Source organism: Arthrobacter sp. YD2 (genome assembly GCF_030410475.1).
GTDB lineage: Bacteria > Actinomycetota > Actinomycetes > Actinomycetales > Micrococcaceae > Arthrobacter_B > Arthrobacter_B zhangbolii.
Genome location: NZ_JAUHHB010000002.1, coordinates 34862 through 57380, shown reverse-complemented (window position 1 = coordinate 57380; position 22519 = coordinate 34862). Strand labels below are relative to the sequence as shown.

Sequence of the window (22519 nt, the reverse complement as noted above, 5' to 3'; positions counted from 1 at the left end):
AAGTCCCACGATGCCTCTGCCCCAACCCCGGGAGCGCCTAGGCCGGGACGGATTTCGCAATGGCTATGCGCTCGTTGGCCCGTACGAGGTCCTCGGCAAAATCAACTTCCACGGCATAGAAGCTGCTGATGTCCGCCGGCAGATACCGGGCGCCGTCTTCGGCGATGGCCAGCTCGATTCCCCGTTCGAAGTACTCGTCATCCGGGACGAGCCCCAGCCGGCTGATCAGCGAGTGCTTGTCGGCGGAGGAAACATAGTTGATGCCGATGGCTTCGCCCAGTCCGTTCTCGACCCTCTTGGACAGACTGTTAATGAAGCCGTGCTCGTCGATTGTGTACTTGACCTCTTCTTCGGAGACCGATGATGTATCCACGGCTATAAACGATCTGTCATCGGCAACCAGGTTATAAAGGTATTCCAACATCCCGGGCTCAAAGACGACGTCGCCATTCATCCATAGGACGCCGCAACCTTCGACTGAACTGCGTAATGCCTTGAGCAGGCTTTTTGAGGTATTCGTGCGCGCAAATGCCTCGTTGTAAACAAACGATGCATCGGGCACATGGTTCATGATTTCATCCATTTTGTAACCGACAACAATGGTCAGGCGCAGCTGCTCACCGAATGCACCCTGGAGGTTCTCGACCTGTTGCCGCATGATTGTACGGCCGTCATTTAATTCCGTTAAAGACTTGGGATGGGGGCGTGCCAATCTGGTTCCCATGCCTGCTGCGAGAATTACGGTTTGCACAGTCATTTTTGGTTGTCCTGTCCCTCGGGAAGATATCGAAGGGAATGCCGTTCCAAAACTGACAGCTATACCGCCGTATGGCCCCTCTGCGGCCCCCCGGTGGGAAGAATACATGTGCAACGGGAATGCGCAAGAGTAAATCCGGTGCCTGCATTTACGTAGTTTTGGCGCACGGTCAGCGGGACCGATTGCCGAAGATACTGTCTACAAACCGAGAGGTCGCCTGCCCGTCGTCCAGGGGGGCATACCGGCGGGCAAAGTCCGGGTAGCCCCGCGCCAGCCGGGATGCGATGTGTGAGGCGAGTTCGGCGGAGGTGCTGGCGAGGGGGCCAGGTCTTTCCGCAGTGACATCGAAATAAAAGCCGCGGATGACATCGCGGTATTCGTCCAGGTCCGGTGCGAGCAGATAGATGGGCTTGCCCGTCACGGCGAAATCGAACATCACCGAGGAATAGTCAGTGACCAGCAGGTCGGCAGCGAGGTATAGGTCCGTGATCTCGGGGTAAGCCGTGACGTCCAGCGCCCCGCCGGTATTGGTGCCGCGCTGGGCAGCGACGTTGTGATGTCCCCGGAACAGAAACGTGTAGTCGCGGCCAAGCCTCTCCCCCAGTTCGGGAATGTCCAAGTGATTTACCACGGCGAATTTGTCTCCGCGGGTCCGTGCCGTATCCCGCCAGGTCGGTGCGTACAACAGGACCATACTGGACGCGGGAATACCGAGGCTGCTGCGGATCGCCATTCGTCGGGCCGGGGCATCCTCGTGCAGCAGCGGATCGTTGCGCGGGTAACCCGCTGTAATGACAGGCCCGGGGTACCTGAATGCCGACGCCAGGGTCTGCGCGGCGTAGGGACTTTGGGCAAGCAGCACGTCCCAGCTCTGGGGCTCACGTTCCAGCGTGCGCCGGTACGAAGGAGTCACCCTGGTTGCGGGTGTGTCGAAGCCGATCCGTTTCAAGGGCGTTCCATGCCACGTCTGTGCGTAGATCTGCCCCGGACGTTTGCGGAAGAAGACCGGAAAGGTGTTGTTGTTGATGAGATACTGCGCCGTCGCCAGCATCCGGAACCACTCTTTGGAGAACCGGATGAGGGGCGTGCAACCTGCCGGGACAATGACCGACGAGTCCGCAACGGACCAGTACCGCCGCAGCTCCGGGTATCTGGCGGCAATTTCCCGGCAGACGGCTCGAACATTGTCCGTGGCTGATGTGCCGGCAAAACTCTCGAAGAAAACGGCGCTGACCAAAGGTGCAGTGGTCGCCGCATAGGACTCGACGAGGCGTTGACGGTTATAGAGTCCGCGTTCCTCGGGGCCGAGCGGAGACAGTATTCGGAGGCGAAACGGTTCACCGGTTCCGCTCGCCGGAGCAGCCACGCGGACAGAACTCCGTGATGCGTCCATGGGGAGTTTCTGCGCCAAACCCGCGGTTACGGAAACCGGCCCCGGCGTGCCGCCATCTCCGGACTGCGAAACCAGGCGGTACGTGCCGCTCTCCGGCCACGCTTTTCCGGCCCCCCAGAGGTCCCGACGGAGGTCATATTCGGCCAGGAAGTGCCCGTTCTCGCTGGTGTCCACATGTTGCGGCCGGATCAGTTCGTGGGGTCCCGCCAGGACGATTTCCCCGGTTCCGTCCTTATGGCTGTCCAGCCAGTGGCCGCTGATGCTTAAACGCTCACCGCTCAGGCACAGAGTCCAGCCGGTCACGGCGGCGCGGGCAGCCGGCCGAATGACGGAAAGGAATCCGTAACCTGTGGTCCGGAGCTGGAAGCCGTCCGCTGACCTCCGGGATTCCAGCTCCTCGTCGGTTCCTGTCCAGCCCGCATATTGGAACTGGCCGGAACCGGCACCGGCGCGGAGCGGGAAGATGGATTCCCGGGCTTTCGGCCCCGTTTGAATGCCTGCCAGCTCCACAACAAAGGTTCCCGGCTGATCCGGGCATCGCCTGCATCCGGCCCATCCACCGTCCGGCAGCTGCAGGTGTACCCGTTCCGGCATCGCTCCGGCGAAATGTACCCGCAGCGTCTCGCCTTCCGCACGCACATCATCGACCAGAAACCGGTAGGAAACAGCGGCCAGCCGCAGGCCGTGCACCGCGTCCATGAGCCCGGCAATGCGGCGCTCCCCCACCGCCGGGCCCAATGGAAGCCGGCGCGGCACCAGGTCCTCGTCTCTTCCCTGGAGCCGGTCCGCGATGTGAATCCCGCCGATATCCATCGAGATTCCCACGTACCACTCCCGGCCGCGGCCTGGCTCCGTTGAACGAAGCAGGTCACCGGTGTCCAGCCGGATGGAGAATCCGGCGCCGGCGTAGGTGTTGAAGCGGTCCCCGGCTTTTTCATCGATCGCGGAATCCGCACACTGCAGCACAGTAAGCGGATATCGCTGATCAGTGGAGCGGTCCACAAGTTCGGCGCGGATCAGCGCAGGGTAGATCCGGGTGTCCAGTCCCTCGACATATGCCGCCCCGCTCAGTTCCAGGACATCCCCGTCCCAGCGAAAACCGCGCAGCAGGGAGCGCATCTGCAGATCAGCCGCGTGCAGACGAAACATGCCGGGTTCCACCCGTTCGTTAAGCAGTGGCCGGTAGGTGGGGACGGCGTAATAGGCGCTGTCGTCAGCCAGAACGCGGTAGCCTGGCCCCTGGTCCTGCAATTCTGCAAGGACGATGTCGATGCCGGCACGGTCGCCCGCTGCTGCGAGCGCTGCGAGCACACGGTCATGGAGCCGGAACCGGTCAAGCCCTCCGCTGGTTGCAGTCAGCAATGCTGCTGCCTGCCGGACAAGCTGCCAGTGTTCAGGCCCGGAGCGAGGAACGTCCCTGAGGTAAGTCCGCCATCGGGAACCGAGTCCCGCGGCGTACCAAAAGCCGCGGCACTCCCCCGCCGCCTCGGTGGCCAGCAGAGGCGCGATGCGGATGCAGGCGGCCAGGTCCTCACCCAACCGGGCAGCCGACGCAGCCGGCGCTTTGGGCCCGCGTCCGCCGGGGATCCCGAGATAGTCGAAGGAATCGGCACGCAGGTAACCCCTAACGGCTATGTCCATGGGCGAGGCGTTGGCCGGAAGATCGGCTGTGATCCGATCCAGGCAGGTCCGGCGGTAGGCCTTGTTCCAGAGGGCCGAATCGGCGACGGCGGACGGGACGTCGGTCAGGCGCAGTCCCGTTCGGCCGGATGCCTGCAGCAACGCCGCGGGCCTCCCGGGTCCGGACGTGCTTCGCGGCGCCGCCGAGACAAAACCTGCTTCCGACGTCGCGAGTGCGGCAACCATGCCGCCGTACAGGCCGGCGTCCGGCCGGGCGCCGGGTTCGACCAGGACCACAACGTTTCCGCCCGCCGCCCGGAGGCAGGCCTGCAGCTGTCCGTTCTTTCCGGGAGCCACCATCCGCACCCTCGGGTCCGTCCCTGCGGCCTGTCTCAGTGCCTCCCCGCGGCCGCCCCCGGCCGCAGCAACCAGCAACTCCATTGGCCGGTACTTCTGGGCGAGGAGGGCCGTCAGCGTTGCGGCTGTTTCTGGCTCACTTCCACCGGGAAGCAGGACCACACTTAGCAGTGCCGGCGCCGGACCCCGGGGTGAGCTGTTCGGCGACACCAGGGCCTTACCGCGCCGCCGCATCCCGGCAACCAGTCGATGTACCCGCGCTCCGGCCCTGACCACGGCTATTCGGTCCCGGCTGAAACAGACAGCCACAGGTCTTCGATGGCGGATGTGGTACGGGCGGAGGAGCGTGAATCCCAGTGCGGGAAGCTTCCCCGCACGCGGTCTTCAAACCGTGCTTCCCTGGGCAACCCGTCAGCCCGGATAAGTTCCTCCACGACGTCCCCGGCCCGGGTTACCACCGGTCCCAAACCATCGCGGCCGTAATCAAAGTACCCCTTCCGGTACACATGCCCGCCGCCGAAGATTTCGTCGCCGTCGAACTGGAAGTAGACGAGCTTCGTCCCGGCATAGGCGGCGTCGAATGCCAGGGAAGAATGGTCGGTCACCAAGGTGTGGGCCTGTACGAGCTGATCCTGCACCCGGATCTCGGAATAGGCAGCTGCACGGACATGGGGCGGCAGGTTCAGGAGGGGAACCATGGACTCAAGTTCGGGGTGTGGGAGGAACACCACTTCGTACCCCTTCTCCAGGCACAGCATCCGTAGCTTCGGCGAGCGCAGCACCTGCAGCCAGTTCCGGCCGAATTCGCTCTGTTCAAACCGCTCCACCCGCCCGGCGGCGGAATCCGCACCAGCCAGTTCGTCCCGCAGGTACTCCCGCCAGGTCGGTGCCATCAGGATCCGGCGGCGGCGCTGCAGCGGAACCGCGTCGGCTGCCCTCCGCAGGCTGTCATGGCGCGGAAAGCCGATGAGCTTCACCTCGTGGGGCGTGAGTTTATAGAGGCTGCCGTCACCGGCGATGGATTCATGTTCGGCATGCGTAGCCGTGATCATGAGGGATATGTTCTTCAGGTTCAGCCAGCTGGACATGTCATCCTTGATGACCCCGTGCTGCAGAAAAACAAACCGGCTGTTGCCCGCCCCGTAGCGCCGCCTACTCACCGGATATTCAATGTTGGCGTTCAAATGGGATGAGATCCGGAAGGACGCGTTGAGCGCCAGAAGGACCAGTTCATCGGAGCCGTACGCGACCAGCCGGAAGCCATCTGCTGCCAGCCGGTCCCAGTCGCGGCTGGTCCGGTTAAGGACAAACCAGGCATTGATATCCGGGCGTTCGCGAAGAAGATACCGGTAGAGATGTTCCGCGTTATCGTCGGCGCGGTCTACACGGTCCATGAGCAGCCATGCATCCTTGTACCTGGATACCGCTGGTTCCCGTCCGGCACGCTCCACCAGCCGATGGTCCGCCTTTGCACGCACGGCTGCGCTTCGGCGCCTCCGTGCCCGCTTGAGCAAACGCACGGCGCTGTCCCGTATTTCCTCCAGCGGGCCCGCGCCGGTGAGGGCTCTGCGGAGGATGCGATTGGCCCGGAACCTGCCAACCTGAATGCCAACAGCGGACCACACACCTTTTCCGTACCACTGTCCGCCCTTAACCGGCACCGCCGGTGGTCGGAGCTGAAAACCGGGTTGCTGTTCGGGTACGCGCCCTTCCTGCAGCGGAACGCCCCGGTCCGAGGTGATTTGCGCAGGGGTGCCGTCCAGGACAATGTCGGGAACGCCGTCGTCGGGAAGGACCAGAATCCGTTCCCTAATAAGGGTTTTTCCCACCACCCGGTGCTCCCGGGTTTTGGCCGCCACCGGAACAACGGGGGCACCCCGCAGGTAGATTTTCTCCTCGGGACAGGTGCCCTGAAACAGGTAGGAGAAACGCACCGTACCGCGGTGCTCATCCCGCTCCCATTCCTGGATGAGCGGGTTGTGGTCCTTCTTGTAATAGCTGAGCAGGATGTTGTGGAAAATCCAGCCCTGGCTGACCACGCTGAACGTCCGGATAACGTCCTCGTCGATCAGCTCAATGATCTGTTCGAGCAGCCGGTGAATGCTCTCCCGTTGTTCCGGCGTGGCGCCGGCGGTCTGGCTGTGCATCCGCTTGTCATCGACGTACAGCCACACCAGGTCATAGAGCACCATGTACTGGGCCCAGTGCGGCACCCGTCCAAGCCGCTCCCGGATGTCGGAGAGCATGCCGAGGTAGCCGTACCGGGGAAGCTCGTTGTACGCACGGGGATCCCCCCAGGCGCCTTTCACCAGTGACGCCCCGTTGCGCCGGTTGCGGCGGTACAAATACCTGGCACTGGCCACTATGCCGAGGACAGGGGCCTCCACGGCGGCGAGATAACGCCCAATAAGGTTCGAATCCTCGAACTTGGGGCGGATCCGCTCGTCAAACCACAGCCCGTGTTCCTGCAGGGCGGCCCGCTTCAGGAAGGCGGTAGGCCCGTGGAGCTGGATATACTCCGGGTTTGCGTCCAGGTTCACCAGGACGTTGCCAAGGCGGAATTTCCTGCCCAGGGGGTGGGAGTGATTCACTGCCGCTGTGCCGTCGCGGAACTGCACGAGCCGTGTCGCCAGCAGCTGGGCGGAGCCGTTCACGTCGCCTGAGAGGAAATCCGCGACCGCTGAGAAGTATCCGGGATGAAAAACATCATCCGGGTCGCAGAAGGTCACCCACTCGTTTCCCGCCCGCCGCAGCCCCGCATTTCGGGCTGCTCCGGGGCCGGCATTGTCCTGGCGGATCAGCCGCAGTCCCGCGTGGTGGTTTCCCCGCCAGCGCTCCACCAGATCCGCCGAGTCATCCGTGGAACCGTCGTCGACCACCACTATGTCCAGGTCCCGGAGCGGATAGGTCTGGGTCCGCAGGGATTCCAGGAAGGCCGGCAGGTATTCGGCAGCGTTGTACAGCGCTATTACAAGGGAGAACCGGCCCTTAGCCATCTTGTCTCCAGTCATTTGGTTGGACTCCTGCCGGAACATGGGCCAGCAGCGCATCGGCGGCGGACTTTGTGCTTTCACCGGGCACAAGGGGTGCTGCTTCGCCTGCCCGGGGCCGTACGGTAAGACCGTGCCGCAGCGCATCGGCCAGGTCCGCCGTCGTCGTCGCCAACGGGATGTGGGCGAGGTCCGATGCAGGGTCCAGATACAGACCCCTCGAGCGGCTGAACTCCTCCAGATCCGGTGCCAGGATGAACGTGGGCCGCCCGAGCATCTCGTAATCGAAAAGCGTCGATGAGTAGTCAGTCACCAAGGCGTCCGCAGCGTGGTACAGGTCATTCACTTCCGGATAGTCGGTAACGTCCAGTGCGCGCGGATGGTCCTCGATCCGACGTTGGGCAGCGACGTTATGGTGGCCCCTGATGAGGAACACGTAGTCCGGCCCGAGAAGCCGGCTCGCTTCCTGCACCTCGAGAAAGCCGGCCCAGACAGGACGCCCCGTGCCGTCACGCGCTGCGTCCCTCCATGTGGGTGCGTACAGGATGGTCTTCTGCCCGGGGCGGATTCCCAACAGCTCCCGGGTTCGTACCCGGGTATCCGTGCCGAGCAATGCCTCGTTGCGGGGGTAGCCGGAAGCAAGGACCTCCCCCGTATATCCGAGTGCCCGGCACAGGATGGAGCCGGTCCTCTCATCCGGTGCCAGGAGCAGGTCCCACCACTGCGCCTCGCGTTCCATCAGGTCCCGATAGGACAGGGCAAGCAGGCGCTGCGGGATGTCCCGCCCGATCTTTTTCAGCGGCTTTCCGTGCCAGGTTTGCAGATAGAACTGCCCCGGTGACTTACGGAAATACCAGGGAAAGTTGTTGTTGTTGACCAGCCGGGACGTGGTTGAGAGCTTGTCATACCAGTCCGCCGTCCCCTGCAGCAACGGCACAGCATAGGCGGGCACCGGTACGGAGCGGTCCGCTACGGACCAGTAGATCGGCTCGTCGAAGCCCTGTTCTGCCAGGTAATCCGAGATCGCCCGGGGGCTGTCGGTGCAGCTTTTCCCTCCGAAACTTTCAAAAAACATGCCGTGTGATGCCGGCTTCGGGCAGGTGAACGCGGCACGCCGCAGCCGGTACTGGTGGAATGTTCCGGCCTCATCATCGGTGAGGGGAGCTCCGAGGGTGACCGCCATGGCCCCTGAATCGGTTCGCGTGCCGCGGACGCGGCAGGCCGGGAGCAGTATCGGTGTGAGGCCCCGCAGCGCTGATTCTCCTGCCGGGACGGCCGGGTCTCCCGGTCCTGCGGCCCGGCCTGCCGAATTCCAGCGCAGCGTATAGGACCCCGACGGCGGTGCGGACAGTTTGGCATCCCAGGACTCCACGGTCAGGGGTACCCGCAGCAGCAGACTCCCGCCCGGCATCGCCTGCACCTTGGCAGGAAGCCGATGCCGGGCGGTTACCAGCGCAAACGCGACACCCGGCGGCGCCTTGGCTACCTCGAACCGCAGTTCATCCGCCCCTTCCCGGGTATGGACGCTGAACCGCGTGACCAGAGGAGCCCGCTTCCCGCTCACGGGAGCGGGGCGGGGAGCGTCGCCTGGTCCGCCGTCGGCTCCGTCGCCTGGTCCGCTGTCCGGAGCCGGAACCGGAACGGTGCATTCAATGCGATGCCCGTCCACCTCCAGCCGGATTGTCAGCTCCTGAGGAAGCGGCAGACCGAGCTCTACCGAGAAAGCCGAGGCAGCGTAGCTGCAGTTCCGGTCTCCGGAGAGAAGGTCGATCTGCGGGTTTGAAAACCTCCGGACCGGAACCTCCTGCCGGGGTACTCCGCCGCTCACAGCAACCTCGATTGTCAGGACGAGTGGGGTGGTACGCAGGTCCACGTTGCGCAGGTAGGCGAAGCCGTGAACCGTTGCTGTTTCCCCGGTGGCAGGCAGCGGGGCATCAAGGACAGCCACCATCTCCAGCTGCTCCGGCATAACCTCGAGCAGCTCCCGTCCTATTGGCGCATTCACGGCATCCAAGAGCAACGGCTGCGCGAAGATCCGTCCGGCATCAAAACGCAGCGGACTGGCCGTCCCGTTATTGATCCTGTCGATGACGGCCCGGCGAACATCGTCCCGGTGGCCGCCGGCCGTCAGGTGCAGCAGGACGCGGGACTGCGGGTCAGTACCGGAGAGAAACTCTTCTCCGGCGGCCAGGTACTCCCTGATCCCGGAGCTGAGCATCTGCCAGTACTCGTCAGGTGCGTCGGGGATCTGTTCTATGTACGGGATCAGATCAACTCCCAACAGGCGGCCGTACCAATGGGCCAGCACAAAGGAGGGCGCTTCGGTGTGCAGCAGGGCGGCTACGGAGCGGGTCACCGCCAACCGGTCCCTCAGGTCCTCCGTCCGGTGCTTGCCCTGGGTCAGTGAGGAGCCGTCTTCACGAATCCGCCACCAGTACACGCCCTCGGTGAGGACGTCGAATGAAGCAGCGCGGAGATATGCCCTGGCAGTGGTTTCCTGGTCCTCATACCGCACCCCCTCCGGGATCCGGCCTACCTCCCGGGCCCAGAAGTCGCGCACAAAAACCTTGTTCCACAAAAAGACGTCATCCAGTATCCGGGGACACTCCGCCAGCGTGGTCCCCAATCGGGGCCGGGCGTGCAGACCATCGGCAAGACGGACCGGGCTCCGTTTGCTGCCCCGGATCCTGCCGTAGGAGCCCACACAAAAGTCCGAGCCCGTCCTGAGCAGGTTCTGCACCATAGCTGCATACGCTCCTGGGGGAACAACGTCGTCGGCGTCTGCGAAGGTGAGGAACCGGCCGCGGGCTGCTGCGATAGCCGTGTTGCGGGCCTCTCCGTTTCCCCGGTGCGGCTGGCGAAGCATCCGGATGCGCCGGTCATACCGTGCATACCCGGCAGCGATTGCCGCAGTTGCATCCGTTGACCCGTCATCCACCAGGATGATCTCGAGCCGCCGGTAGGTTTGGCTGATGATGCTGCGGAGGCACCGGTCGAGGTACGGTGCGACATTGTGCATGGGAATGATGACGCTCAGCAGGTCGGCGTCCCGGGGTCCGGGCGTGGCCATCCGGCGCAGGGTTGCGTTCAGCGCGGGGTGCAGGGAGCGGGCAAGGGCACGCAGGCCTCCGTCAGGACCCGGGGGCCGAAGAGCGGTACGGAATCCCTGCAAAGTGATCATCTAGTGCTTTCCTCTCCCGCGCCTGCCGGCCGGGGGCTCGAGAACCCGGGCGACGGTCAGGGAGTCCAGGGCTTCCTGACGGAGTGCGGCTGCGCGTTGGTTGTTTTCATCTGCGAGCGCCTTGGTGAACTCCCTGTACGCCTTGACCGCGTCATCCGGCGCTGCATCCATCAGCAGATCCCCCTGGTCCAGCCACAGCACACGGGTACACATGCCGGTGATGGTCTTCAGGCTGTGGCTCACCAGGAAGACGCAGCCTGCGTTGGCACGCAGTTCATCCATGCGCCGGCGGCTGCGGTCGGTGAACTGCGCATCGCCGGTGTTCAGCGCCTCGTCGATCAGCAGTATCTCGGGGTCAATGCTGGCGGCGATGGCGAACCTCAGTCTGGAGGCCATACCGCTGGAATAGGAACGCATCGGCAGGTGAATCGCCTTTTCCAGGCCGGACAGTTCCACGATCGAGTCAAAACGTTGGGCTATCTGCTCCTCGGTCAGCCCCATCGCGAGGCAGCCGAGCACCACGTTGTGATCCCCTGACAGCTCCGGCACCAGCGCCGCATTCACTCCCAGCAGCACGGGAGTGCTGGAGGCATATACGGCACCGCTGTCCGGCGGCACCTGTCCACTGATGAGCTTCAGGAGGGTGCTTTTTCCGGATCCGTTACGTCCTACGATGCCGATGGACTCGCCTTTCCCTGCAAGCATCGAAAAGGAGTTCAGGGCACGTACGGTTACCAGCTGCTGTTTGCCGGCTGCCCGGCGGATCTGCCCGCTGATGCCCCGCGGGCGCTCCGGGCTGCGCTCGCTGGAGGGTACGCGGTATTGCATACTCACACCGTCCACTGCGACGCACAGATCAGCTTCGGAGATAAGGTCATCCACGGCCGTATGTCTCCTCTGCGCGCCAAAAGAAGATGCTGCCCACAATCAGGGTTCCCGCAGACCAGCCGCCCAGAACGGCCCACGATTGCCAGGACGGCAGCTGATTGTAGAGCAGGCAGTCGCGCACGATATCCAGGACCTTAAAAAGCGGATTCAGCTGCACCACCTGCAACAGCACCGGGTGGTCGATGAAACGCTCATAGGAATAAAAGACTGCGCTTGCGTACATCCAGGCGCGAAGGGCGAATCCGAGCAGATGAACCACGTCGTTCGTTTTGGAAATAATCCGGGCGAGGATCAGCCCTATGCCCAGGTTGAAGGTCCATTGGAGGGCAACGGCAGGAAAAATCAATAGCCATTTCCAGGTGACGTCCTCGGTGGGCGGAAGAAGCAGCACCAGCAGCAGCATGACGGTCAGGACGGGAATGGCCGCTATGAGTTCGCGCAGATTCGCTGCCAAAGGCAGTGCGGCCCGGGGAAAGCTGAAGGCCTGGACAACATTGCGGTTCTGTTGGATGGACCGCCCGCTGTTGGTGATTGAGCGTGCGCTGAACTGGAAAAGGAAGATACCGATGATCAGGTACCCGAGAAAGTTCTCTATGCCGGCTCCTGTCCGCAGGAACAGGCCGAAGATCAGGTAGTAGGTCAGGCCGTTGAGGATGGGGTTGAGGATCAGCCAGGCACTGCCCAGCCGGTCCCTGCGGTTGCCGTTCAGGGCCCGGGACCTGGCGTCATAGGCAATAAAGCGCCGGTAGGTCCAGATCCGGTAGAGGTACTCGGCATACCCGGGCCGCGCTCCCACCCGGTGCAGCCTGCGGGTGGTCAGCGTCACCGGCCGGACCCGGGGCGGGTTTTCCGCGGGAGGCACTGTCGCCAGCGAACTGCCCCCGTGGCCGTGTTCCCCGCTCATGCGGCTCCGCCGTGTGGTGTCAGAGCACGCAGCAGATGGGCGTAGGTCTGCGACAACCCGTCCAGATCCGCGTGTGACTGAAGCCAGTCCCTGCCAGAGGTGCCCGTTGCCAGTCTTGTCCGGTCTGCGTGCAGTTCCTTCCACAAGGCGGCAATAGCCTCCGGGTCTGGGTCCACGACATCTCCGGCCCCGGATTCCTCGATGACTCGGCGGGCTTCGCCTCTCACCACAGCTGTGATGTGGCGGCCCACGGCGAGAACTTCATAGGTCTTGGAAGGAATGGTCGCGTCAAAGGACTTCCAATCTTCACGCAGGGAAACCACGCAGGTGTCTGCGTCGAGGTAAAACTCCGAAACCTCCGGGCCCTGGACCGGCTCGTGGAAGGTGACAGGCACTTCCAGCCGTTGTGCCAGGGCAATCAGGTGTCGTCGCTCCACACCGTGTCCCACCATGGTCAGGTGCACGTAGTCACGGGCCAGGGCCGCGGCGTGAATCATCAGCTCAAGCCGCTGGCTCTCGCCATGGTTTCCAAGGTAAAGAACGTTCAAGTGCTCGCGGTCTGCCGGTGGCGGGGGCAGCAGAGGGCGGACAGTGGTATCGATTCCGTTGGTTACCGTCTCGACGTTGTGAAGTCCGCAGTTGCGGAGAATCTCGGCAAAGCCGTAGGTAACAGTGACTACGAGGTCAGCCCGCGCCTGGCAACCGGACACGACGCGTTCGGTGAGCCCCCGGCCGGCACCGCGGACAATCCTCGCGTCCCGGGCAATATCAGGCCACGCATCACGCATGTCCACCACCAGCGGCGCCCGCCTCAGGCGGGACACCAGGTACCCGGCGGCCAGCAGCGGCAGACTCGGCACTGTCACGACGACGACGTCGGGACGCCGGCTGATCGTGCCGGCCACCACGGACGCGGCGGCGCTGAAGCAATGGTCGGCCAGCCGCCCCCAGCGTGTTACCGGATGCCGCAGATACGGCACCCTGAGGATCTGCTCGCCGGAACTGCCGATGTCCCGCCGGAAGGCACGCCCTGCCAGCCGCCTGTCCAGGGTCCGCCGGCCGTGCGGTTCATGCGCTACCGGGGTGATGACGTCCACGTCCCAGCCCAAGCTGCTGAAATACCGGATGAACTGTGTCCAGCGGCGCTGAGGCGGTGTGTGCTCAGGTGCATAGGAATGCGTCATCACTAAAAGCCGCATGATCATCCCCCCTGAAGAATGCGGTTGTGCCAGTCCACAACGGCGCGATCGGGGCCACTGTACGCGTGGTTTTATGGGTTTTGGACCGTAGTTGTCCGCGGCTTATAGAGGGCGCAAGTAGCCTCCGCAACGGTTCAGGTAGCCGCGCCCGCGGCCGCAGGTAGTAGGCCCGTCCCGGCGCGCTACGAACCCAGTGCGGCCAGGGTATGGAAAGCTTGGTACATGCCTAACAAGCAGTACCCGGACGTGGCAGCTGCCCGCCACCTAAGAGAAATGCCGCAAGGACCGGATACCAGGTCCAATGGTGCGGTCAAACCTGCCCGCGCTGCTCGCCGGCGGCCGGTCGCAGCCATCGGCGGCTCCCCCAAAAAGGATGGGAGCTACCAAAAGAAGCGGATCATTGCGCTGATTTTGAGCGTCACCGTGGCCCTTTCCGTACCGGGGCTGGTGGCACTTCTGGTCTACTTCGGCTAGCCCACAGGCAGCCCAGGCATGTGAGGCTATATTCCCGCCATCGCGACTAAAATCCCGTTTCGGCTACACTGGTAACTAATTTTTGATAGTCAAGCGTAATTAGGGGAATTTTGATGCCGGTCGTTATGCCGATTTATGGAACCCGACCGGAGGCCATCAAAATGGCTCCCATCGTTGCCGCCCTCCAGGCCTCGTCCAGCCTGGACTGTTTTGTCACCGTTACCGGCCAGCACCGGTCCATGCTCGACCAGGTCAACGGATTGTTCGGAATTGTTCCGGATCACGATCTGAACATTTTCGAGCCCGGACAGTCGCTGAACGGCATTCTCACCAAAACCATCGATGGTCTGGACAAGCTGTTCTCGGTGAACAAACCAGATGCCGTAGTTGTTCAGGGTGACACCACCACCTCCACCGCAGGCGCGATTGCGGCCTTTTACCACGGCATTCCGGTTGTCCATGTGGAAGCCGGGCTTCGAAGCGGTGACCTCTTTTCCCCGTTCCCGGAGGAGGCGAACCGGAAAATGACCTCCCAGATCGCCAGCCTCCACCTTGCCCCCACGTCCACCAGCAGGGACAACCTGTTGGCGGAGAACATTCCGGCCGCCGATATCGCGGTAACCGGCAACAGTGTCATCGATGCACTCTTTATGACCGTGGACAAGAACGTGCCGTTTACGGATCCGTTGCTCGAGGAGCTGGCTGCTGCCGGCGGCCGTATTCTTCTGTCCACCACTCACCGCCGCGAGAACCAGGGCGAGGCCATGCGTGGGATCGGTAAGGCGCTGGCGCGCATCGCCGATGCTGAACCGGACCTCACCGTGGTTGTGCCGCTCCACCGGAACCCCGTAGTGCGCGAGGCGGTAATGCCGGCTATCGAGGGGCGCCCCAACATCCTGGTGACGGAGCCCCTTGCCTACGGTGAATTCACCCGGATGCTCTCCATCTCCCATCTGGTGCTGACTGATTCCGGCGGAGTGCAGGAAGAAGCTCCAAGCCTGGGAAAGCCCGTTCTGGTCATGCGCGAAAACACCGAGCGGCCGGAAGCGGTTATCGCCGGTACGGTCAAGCTGATCGGCACCGATGAAGACCGCATTGTCACTGAGGTGACCCGCCTGCTGCATGAACAGGACTACTTCGACTCCATGGCGAATGCAGTGAACCCCTACGGAGACGGGCAGGCGGCCGAGCGTACCGTCGCGGCGATTGAGCAGCTGCTCGGGTTGGGGACACGGACAGCCGATTTCACGTATGCCTAGACAGGTTTTCGTTTACGGCAGCAATGCCGCCTCCGCACTTGTCTCGACGTACACGTCCGACGTTAAGCGGTCAGGTTTTGTTGCCAGACAGTCATTGATCAGCGCCATGAACAAGGCCAGTGCCGCAACGTTGGGTTTGCCCGCGGGGCTGACGGTCTCCGCTGCCGGGCACGTGGAGGCTGACGCGGCATCGTCGCTGCCCGGGGCCCTGCGCAAGAGTGCAGGCGCTGTCGACCTGGTGCTCTGGGATCTGGCGGACGAACGCTTCGGCGTCAGCCAGCTGAGTGACGGCAGTTTCCTCACCAACTCCCCCCAGTTGGCCCGGGCCACGATCGCAGGAGCCGATGTGCTCCGCCGCCTGGCCTTTGGCTCGCAGGATCACTTGGAGTTGTGGCGGGAAGCAGCCGACCGTTTTGCCGGCTTGCTTGCGGGCCTGGAGCTGACGTCCCGCACCTACGTTCTGGACCTGCCGTGGGCTTCTACGGATGAATCCGGCGCCGGCGTGGAATTGGGGTACGGTCCGGATTCGGAGGAAATGAACGCCCTCTTGCGGCCCTACTACCGCTATCTGCGCAGTTTGGGCATTTCCGTGGTCTCTGTTCCCGGAACCACCGCTGCCGCGGGGCATGCTTCCGGCCGGGCACCGTTCAACCTGCTTGATTCCTGCTACCACGAGGTTTCCGCCCGGTTGGCCGCAGCCTCCGGAGCGAACCATCACCACAGCGGCAACGCCCGGCATTGGAATTGGGATGAACGGCATAGGGCCCCCATCTTTCATTGGACCGATCCCTCCCAGATACATCCTGCTCCCGGACGCACGGCACATGTTGTTCTTCCGCGGACGAAGGCGGGTGAACGGTTCAAGGCAAGGTTCCTTCTCCAAAACACCGGCTCAGACACCTTGCTGGTAATCAGCCACGGGGCCTTGCCGCGCGGCAAGTACCAGGTTCCCCGCTTTGAGTGGCTTGCGACGTTGGAGGAGCGTCCCGAAAACCTGCTCTTCCTAGCCGACGGTGCTTTGGAGGCCCATCCGGATCTGGACCTTGCCTGGTTTACCGGAGACGCCGGTGACGACATGACGCGCAGGTTCAGCGGCATGGTCAGCGCCATCGCGGATCAGCTGGGCGTGCGCCGGGTCCTGTTTATGGGCGGATCAGGAGGAGGCTTCGCCTCGCTGGCATTTGCTGCGTCCCTTCCGGAGTCACGTGCCCTCGTTTTTAATCCGCAGACAGCCATCCGGAAGTACTGGAACAGGGCCGTCACGAAGTATCAGCAGACCCTGTTTCCGGGCTTTGATTCCGTGTCCGCACTGGATACTTTGGGCTCCCGGGTGAGCGCAGTTACGCGGGCCAGAGCGGATAAAGCAGCCGATTACCAGGTCATATATGTCCAGAACGATGACGATGCTTTCCATCTGGAGAAACACCTGGCGCCGTTCGCCGCGGCTCTCGGGATGAAGCCGCGGTCCGGGGTGTCCGCAAACGGCAATGTCCAGTTAGTGGTTGACAGGTTCGCTGAGGGACACAATATGCCGTACCGGTTGGTGCTCAACCGCTTTATCGATCTGGCCTTGGATGGTTGGGGGTCGCCGTTGCAATCATGGCCCCGGGATAGGTATGCGGACCTCCTTGCGGCTTCCGCAAACCCTACAGCCTGAGATTTACCCGGCCCGTTATTCGGGGATCGTAAGCCATTCCGTAGCGAAGCTGAGCTCTGTGCTCTTTGCCTCGCACCTCCGTGTGATTTTGGCCCGTACAGACTGGCCCGCGGGAGCATGGAATTGAAAATATGTTTCCGGAGAAAATTCCTCGGTAAGGATTCGCTCTTCCGGAGTCCATACCTCAACCGCGGCTACCTCCCCGGCTGGGAGCCACAGCCGCAGCTGGACTGTGTTCGCTTCGCCCTCCCGAGGCGCCAGCTGATAAGGGATCAGTTTTTCTGCCCGGTCCGCGCCGGGGCGCAGGATCGCTTTCACATAAGGGCCGAAGGCGCGGCCAATATCTTTGTGGGAAACGTTTTTGACAACCAGGGTGCGGGTTTGAAGACCTGCGGTGGCAGCCATCTTAACGAACGGCTCGACGTGGACGTGTCTGTGACTGTCCTTCTCCCCGACGAGCAGGGTGATGGCCGGATTTCCCCGTACGTTCCCGATGGCGTCGGGGAGCATCCGGTCAAGCCATTCAGCGGGGTCGTCCGGGCCGTCTCCGGCGATGAAGTTCAGGATCTCCGGTGCGGCTCCGCGTAAATAGGCGCCAGGGAAGCACTGCGGCGCTCCGGCGATGATCTGTCCGGCTCCCAGCCGCAAGCCGTGCACGAGGGCAGCGGTGCCTCCCTTCGATGACCCGAGGAAAACCATGTCCGCAGGGCTGATGGACAGGTTCCCAGCTAGTTCCTGCAGGAATGATTGCACCGCGGAAAAAATGTTCCTGTCCCGGTGGTCTGCGTAGTAGTAGGAGCCGCGGGACCCAAAGTCATCAAGCACGTACAGGCGGTACGAATCCACAGGGGCCAGTGAGGACCTGTAATTGTAGGTGAAGTTATAGGGCGCGCCGATGGCGGAAAAGGCAACGCAGAGCTTGTTTTTGCCTGCCTCTGTCAGCGGCTCTTCCAGGAAATAGGTGAGTTGACGCGGTCCGTGCCATACTTTCCAACCACTGCCGGGGGCGCCTACGCCGCGGTCTGCCACCAGGTTGTGCCCTATCCGTACAGTAACCTCGGTGCCGGGAGCACCAACGAGCGTAACGCGGCGGTATTTGAAGAACATACCCGCAGGTTCCGTACCGAAACGGAGCTTCAGTGGCGCGTTCGCTTCAAGCAACAGGTCGGCCGGCCGTGACCACCGGCTCACCAGCACGAACGAGTGACCATGACCTTCGATGCGGTAGCGGGCCGGAATCGACCATGTCAGCGGTTCGTTGGTCAGCGAGAACGTGAAGTCCCCCGTACCAGCCCGATTCTTCCCCGCAGGCTTCCTGGGACCGGCCGAGGGAGCGGACAGGACCCTGGCGGCAGCCCGTGTCTCGACCGCACTCAAGGCAGACGACATGCGGGCAGCGAAGCGAGCAAACGCATTGCCGATAGTCACGCCGTTTCGTATCCCAGAATGGTGGCGAGAATGCGGGGAATAATCTTCTCCTGATCGAACTGTTCCTGGACGAAGGATTTCGCGGCGTCCCCCGCTGTCCGCCAGCGGTCATCGGATGATGTCACATCCAATATGTAATCTGCCATGTCCCCAATCCCGGGCTGGATCCAGTCGGGCGGGTAAATCTGGTCTGCTCCTGCCCACGGCAGACTGACGGCAACACAGCCGCTGGCTCCTCCGTCTGCCAAGGTCAGGTGGAAGGACTCGAAGTCGCTGACCGAGAGGACAACGCCAACCTTCCGGTACCACCCGGCCATATCGTTCCCATGACCGTCAAAATGAACCGCTCCCTGCAGGTTCGGGTCGCTGGCAATGCGCTCCTCCTGTTTTTGATAGAACGCCATTTCTTCGGGCCTGTTGGCCATCCAGGGGTAATCCTGCGGACGTTTGCCCTTGATGTGCAACTCATAGCGCCGATCCTGTTTGCGCAGAAGGGCCAACACATCCAAGGCACGGTCGAGGTGCTTTTGTGCCGGCACAATTCCGACCAGCCCGAGACGGTGGCGGGCGTCATCGGGCTTCGTCAGCTCCAGACCTGCCGTGTCCACCGGATTCGGAATGACAATCGCCTTGTCGGAAGGAATCCCCTGATCGCGGATGGCGCGGTCGGCCACATGCCGGCCAACAAAAATGACGGACTGGACATTGGAGATAGCCAGTGCCTGCGGATATCGGGTAAACAGCTCCTGGGAGTGCATTCGGGTCACTAACCGCTGATGTGGTCCCACGTTCTGCGAGTACCAGGCCGCGTTCCCGAGCGTCCATTCGCAGAATATTATGTCGGCGGCGGCCAGCATGATCCTGCTCTGCTCCTCGTTGTGCCGGTTATGGTCCAGCCACTGGTCAATCATCACCGTGTGGCCGGCTTTTTTCAGCTCCTCAACGATTCCGCCGGCAAATTTGAGGTCATGCCCGGCTACCAAAATGGTCTTCGCCGGTGCGGCGGGACCCGCCACGGGATTCGGCGCGGCGGGTGCAGAGACCGACCCCGGCCGGTGGAAGTACATTGCCGGGCGATCCGTTGCCTCCGGCTGAAGCCGGGCCAGCCGGACGCTTTCCCCGCCAGGCCGCCCAAGTGAGGCCAGTCCGGTACCGGGGTGGAGGCCCGCGATTTCCGTGCAGACGGCAATTTCCGACCATTCTCCGAAAGACTCGGCCGTCAGCAGATCCTCAAAAAAGGTTCGGTCCACCGCTCTGTCCGGCAGCTCCGCAGTCCAGGTGACACCGAGCGCTGAAAGGGCCGCCTGTGTTGCGTCGCCTGCCGGTAGACACGGCAGCGTGGTATCCGCATCGGAGGAACCGTCCCCGATGACTACGACGGCGGGCCGCACCGTCTGCGCTTCCAGGCTCCGCAGCAGCTCGGCTCTGGCGGTTCGGATCCTCACTGCATAGGCAGAGGGCTCAGGCGCGGTGATGATCAGACCGGCGCACCTGAACGCGTATGCCAGCCGGTGTGCCGCGGTGTGCCCCCGGTGAATGAGCCTGTAGGCCAGCCAGACGTCCTCGAGCCGGGCCCGTTCGTCAGTCATCCACCGTTCCAGCAGGGCACTGGTCTCGTTTCTCTCACTGACGGTATGGACCAGTCCGGCCAGGACCCGTTCCACCCCCTGCCCCTTGCCGCTCATCACGGCGGTTCCGGAGGCCGCCAGTTCAACAACACGCCGCGAGAACATGGTCGGTGAGGCGTCTACTGAGTTGACGTTGATGTGCACGGGGTGACTCTTGTAAGCATCGACCATCTCCAGGTACGGCAAGCCGCCCTGGACAAATGGCCGGAGGGAACCCGGGAATCGATACGGGCTTTCCGGGTTTAGATGCTGCCGGTCGAAGATGGTCAGCCCGTGCGGCCGGGCAGCTTCGAGCAGCCCTGCAAGTTCCTGGGAACGCTTGGGGTAACGGTCACCGTAGTACGAACCGGCGTAGGCAACGGTATGCGAATACGGACGGTCTGCCGGCAGGGGATTATGAAGTTTCGGCTGCGCGTAAAAGGGCAGCGAGGCGATGGTTTTTGTTTGGGTTTCCGTGTCCGCGCCGTAATCACGAAGACAGTTGGCGTCAGTGGTGAAAACATGGTCAAAAATTGCAGCAGTACGCCGGAAACGGTTGAAATGAACCGGGTCCTCCTTGTTCCAGAAGATCGTCGGGATGGCGTTCTGCCCGCAGTAATCGACTAATTCACGCAACGGACCGAAACGCTCGTCGTCGTAAAAACCGACCTTCTGGCGCCACTCGCCATCGCGGCCTTCCCATGCTGATTCCACGAAAAGGACATCAATGGGGTGCTCCTGCATCTGTGTCCGCCACGTATCAGGATGCAGTTCGTTCACGAGTACCTCCGGGCGCAGGCCTTCGGTAGTAAAGGTGTCGGCAATCAGGCCCGCGGTAACCTGCTGCAGGGACGTGCCGGCGGGAGCAGCGGCCTTCGCGGCGGCGAAAGAGGCACTGAGCTCCTTCGCTGTCCGGCCCGCCAGGGTGGACCAGCTGCGGTGGCGGAGCACCCACAGCCTTGCCCGCCGCCCCATTTCCAGGCGACGCTCCGGGTCTTCGAGAAGGATCCTGAGATTTTGGGCCAGCGACTGGGGATTAGACGGTTCGGCCAGGAGGGCACGTTCCTGGGACTCCCCCGCAAATGTCCGCAGCGGGCCCAGATCTGTCAGAACCATAGGCTTACCGGCCGCCATGGCCTCCAACGGCTTTAGCGGCGAGACCAGTTCCGTAACCGCCATCCGCCGCCGAGGGCAGGGCATCACATCAAAAACACTGATGTACTCCGCGACCTCTTGGGCACTTACCCGCCCGGTGAACTCTACGAGATCATCGATCCGCAGGATCTCTGCCTCCCGTTGCAGGTTGCTCAGCTCAGCACCGTCGCCAACAATCACTGCCCGAAACCCAACCCCCTGCTCCTTAAGGATCGCGAATGATCTCAGGAGATCAGCTACGCCTTCATAGTGGACAAGGCTCCCGGCATAGCCCACCACAGGGATGTCTGCGGGCAGCTGAAGCTTGGTCCGCACCCTTTCGGACGGCGGCATCGGGGTGAAGCTGTCGGTGTCCACGCCGTTGGGAAGGAGATGGATTCGGTCAGGATGTACGCCGCGGCGGACCAACTCGTCCTTCACCTGCTCCGTGATCGCAAACACCGTGTCTGCGGCCCGCGCTACATGGCTTTCCAGCTTTTCAGCGAGCCGATAACGCTCGGATTCTTCCCAGCCGGGTTTACCGGAGGCCTCGGTAACCTCCCACAGCCCCCTCACCTCATAGGAAAACGGCAAGCCAAGCCGCCGGGCGGCGGCCAGCGCCGGAAGGGCAGTCACATGGTTCGAGGCTGCATGAATCGCTTGGACACGCGCCTGCTGGGCTTCACGGACATATATGTCCGTCGCTTCCGTCCAGTAGTGGTCCAAGGCTTGGTCAGTCCAACTGGGGCCGGGATTAAAAACATGCTTCACGCCACGGATTGTTTGGACTAAACGTTCAGTGGCGGGGGCCGGCGCATCGGTTGCAGCGTCCCAGGGATATCCCGGACGGGCGGCGACAAGCACATCCATTCCGCCCTGCCGCAAACCCAGGCTGAGCTCTGCCGTCCGTGTCGAATACCCGTTGCTGTTGAAGTGGCCCGTACTGTGGGCGCAATAGAGAATCCGGCCTCTTTCCGTCAGATAGCCGGGATTGGGCTGGCGGGGCCCGAGCGGCGGCAGGCGGTCCGCAATCCGGGCCATCCCCAGCACGGCCTCAACGGTCCTCTTATCGCTTCCGGTAAGGGTTTCAACGCCAGATAAGTGCCGGCGAACCAGCCTTGCGGGTTCTTCGAGGTCCCCCAGGACGTAATAACCGTGAGAGACGGCCTGCAAAACGTTGCGGATGGAAGGCTCCGCGTTAGCCCGCTCCACATACGTACGTTGGAGTGCGCGAAGCTCCCTGCGCGTGCCCTGCTCTTCTGTCGGGCTCGGTGTTTCGAGCGCGGGTACCCGCCCGGCTAAAAGAGCGGTACCACCCATCTGCTTCATTTGCTGCACCGCTTTACGGACGCTGCGGACAGGCAGCGTAATTGCCTTTCCTGCCCGCAGCGTCGATGATGCCCGCAAAGCAGTCAGGGTTTTCCGCAACCGCTGGGCTTCCACTTTGGAGGCCTGCAGTTCCGCACGAACCTGCTCAAGCTCCAGGCGCACGTCGTGAAACTCGCTGCCAAGCGACAGGAGTTCCCCGGCGTCCCGCTTGCTTTGAGCCAGTACACGTTCGTAGTCGGCAATAAGCGCATCGATATCGGCTGCATATCGCTGCCGCCTGGCGTGTTCGGCCGGGGAAAAGGCCTGCTGTTCATCTGCGTGGTGCGTCATGGTCTTTCGGCT

At 62.8% G+C, this 22519-nt stretch carries 12 protein-coding genes; 3 read left to right on the top strand and 9 right to left on the bottom strand.

Translation table 11 applies throughout. The annotated features are described in order from the left end of the window. Positions 1 to 37 precede the first annotated feature (37 nt). The 7 genes from QWJ37_RS06815 to QWJ37_RS06785 form a co-directional block, all read right to left on the bottom strand. Entirely contained in the window at positions 38 to 757 is a 720-nt protein-coding gene (locus tag QWJ37_RS06815) for an NTP transferase domain-containing protein (protein WP_290244878.1), read from the bottom strand. A gap of 169 nt (positions 758 to 926) precedes the next feature. Then, the gene (locus QWJ37_RS06810; RefSeq protein WP_290244877.1) at positions 927 to 4211 is read right to left on the bottom strand and encodes a CDP-glycerol glycerophosphotransferase family protein; all 3285 of its coding nucleotides are present in this window, start codon (positions 4209 to 4211) and stop codon (positions 927 to 929) included. Between the two features lie 194 nt (positions 4212 to 4405). Further along, positions 4406 to 7138 (bottom strand): glycosyltransferase, encoded by a 2733-nt coding sequence (locus QWJ37_RS06805; RefSeq protein WP_290244876.1) that lies wholly within the window; start codon positions 7136 to 7138, stop codon positions 4406 to 4408. Next, positions 7116 to 10298 (bottom strand): CDP-glycerol glycerophosphotransferase family protein, encoded by a 3183-nt coding sequence (locus QWJ37_RS06800; RefSeq protein WP_290244875.1) that lies wholly within the window; start codon positions 10296 to 10298, stop codon positions 7116 to 7118. Before QWJ37_RS06800 ends, QWJ37_RS06805 begins: the two co-directional genes overlap by 23 nt. Continuing rightward, positions 10299 to 11180, bottom strand: coding sequence for an ABC transporter ATP-binding protein (locus tag QWJ37_RS06795; protein WP_290244874.1), 882 nt, complete (start codon positions 11178 to 11180; stop codon positions 10299 to 10301). Then, positions 11173 to 12090 (bottom strand): ABC transporter permease, encoded by a 918-nt coding sequence (locus QWJ37_RS06790; protein ID WP_290244873.1) that lies wholly within the window; start codon positions 12088 to 12090, stop codon positions 11173 to 11175. The genes QWJ37_RS06795 and QWJ37_RS06790 overlap by 8 nt, the downstream gene beginning before the upstream one ends. Further along, entirely contained in the window at positions 12087 to 13274 is a 1188-nt protein-coding gene (locus tag QWJ37_RS06785) for a glycosyltransferase family 4 protein (RefSeq protein ID WP_290244872.1), read from the bottom strand. Before QWJ37_RS06785 ends, QWJ37_RS06790 begins: the two co-directional genes overlap by 4 nt. A 237-nt stretch (positions 13275 to 13511) precedes the next feature. Between QWJ37_RS06785 and QWJ37_RS06780 the strand changes: the two genes are divergently transcribed. The 3 genes from QWJ37_RS06780 to QWJ37_RS06770 all read left to right on the top strand — a co-directional run bounded on the left by QWJ37_RS06780 (position 13512) and on the right by QWJ37_RS06770 (position 16679). Continuing rightward, on the top strand, positions 13512 to 13763 hold the full coding sequence (locus tag QWJ37_RS06780; protein WP_290244871.1) for a hypothetical protein: 252 nt from the start codon (positions 13512 to 13514) through the stop codon (positions 13761 to 13763). Positions 13764 to 13876: 113 nt separating this feature from the next. Continuing rightward, positions 13877 to 15022, top strand: coding sequence for a UDP-N-acetylglucosamine 2-epimerase (non-hydrolyzing) (wecB, locus tag QWJ37_RS06775; protein WP_290244870.1), 1146 nt, complete (start codon positions 13877 to 13879; stop codon positions 15020 to 15022). Beyond that, on the top strand, positions 15015 to 16679 hold the full coding sequence (locus QWJ37_RS06770) for a DUF6270 domain-containing protein (RefSeq protein ID WP_290244869.1): 1665 nt from the start codon (positions 15015 to 15017) through the stop codon (positions 16677 to 16679). The genes wecB and QWJ37_RS06770 overlap by 8 nt, the downstream gene beginning before the upstream one ends. Before the next feature lie 15 nt (positions 16680 to 16694). Here the strand turns inward: QWJ37_RS06770 and QWJ37_RS06765 are convergent, their stop codons facing one another. Together QWJ37_RS06765 and QWJ37_RS06760 are read right to left on the bottom strand one after the other, a co-directional pair. Further along, the gene (locus tag QWJ37_RS06765; RefSeq protein ID WP_290244868.1) at positions 16695 to 18107 is read right to left on the bottom strand and encodes a hypothetical protein; all 1413 of its coding nucleotides are present in this window, start codon (positions 18105 to 18107) and stop codon (positions 16695 to 16697) included. Beyond that, on the bottom strand, positions 18104 to 22507 hold the full coding sequence (locus QWJ37_RS06760; RefSeq protein ID WP_290244867.1) for a glycosyltransferase: 4404 nt from the start codon (positions 22505 to 22507) through the stop codon (positions 18104 to 18106). The genes QWJ37_RS06765 and QWJ37_RS06760 overlap by 4 nt, the downstream gene beginning before the upstream one ends. Positions 22508 to 22519: the final 12 nt, after the last annotated feature.

Bases quoted from the DNA above. Each gene is read 5' to 3' on its own strand.
- QWJ37_RS06785 (WP_290244872.1), bottom strand. From the start codon at position 13,274: ATGACGCATTCCTATGCACCTGAGCACACACCGCCTCAGCGCCGCTGG.
- QWJ37_RS06800 (WP_290244875.1), bottom strand. From the start codon at position 10,298: ATGATCACTTTGCAGGGATTCCGTACCGCTCTTCGGCCCCCGGGTCCT.
- QWJ37_RS06780 (WP_290244871.1), top strand. From the start codon at position 13,512: ATGCCTAACAAGCAGTACCCGGACGTGGCAGCTGCCCGCCACCTAAGA.
- QWJ37_RS06815 (WP_290244878.1), bottom strand. From the start codon at position 757: ATGACTGTGCAAACCGTAATTCTCGCAGCAGGCATGGGAACCAGATTG.
- wecB (WP_290244870.1), top strand. From the start codon at position 13,877: ATGCCGGTCGTTATGCCGATTTATGGAACCCGACCGGAGGCCATCAAA.
- QWJ37_RS06790 (WP_290244873.1), bottom strand. From the start codon at position 12,090: ATGAGCGGGGAACACGGCCACGGGGGCAGTTCGCTGGCGACAGTGCCT.
- QWJ37_RS06805 (WP_290244876.1), bottom strand. From the start codon at position 7,138: ATGACTGGAGACAAGATGGCTAAGGGCCGGTTCTCCCTTGTAATAGCG.
- QWJ37_RS06810 (WP_290244877.1), bottom strand. From the start codon at position 4,211: ATGGAGTTGCTGGTTGCTGCGGCCGGGGGCGGCCGCGGGGAGGCACTG.
- QWJ37_RS06770 (WP_290244869.1), top strand. From the start codon at position 15,015: ATGCCTAGACAGGTTTTCGTTTACGGCAGCAATGCCGCCTCCGCACTT.
- QWJ37_RS06760 (WP_290244867.1), bottom strand. From the start codon at position 22,507: ATGACGCACCACGCAGATGAACAGCAGGCCTTTTCCCCGGCCGAACAC.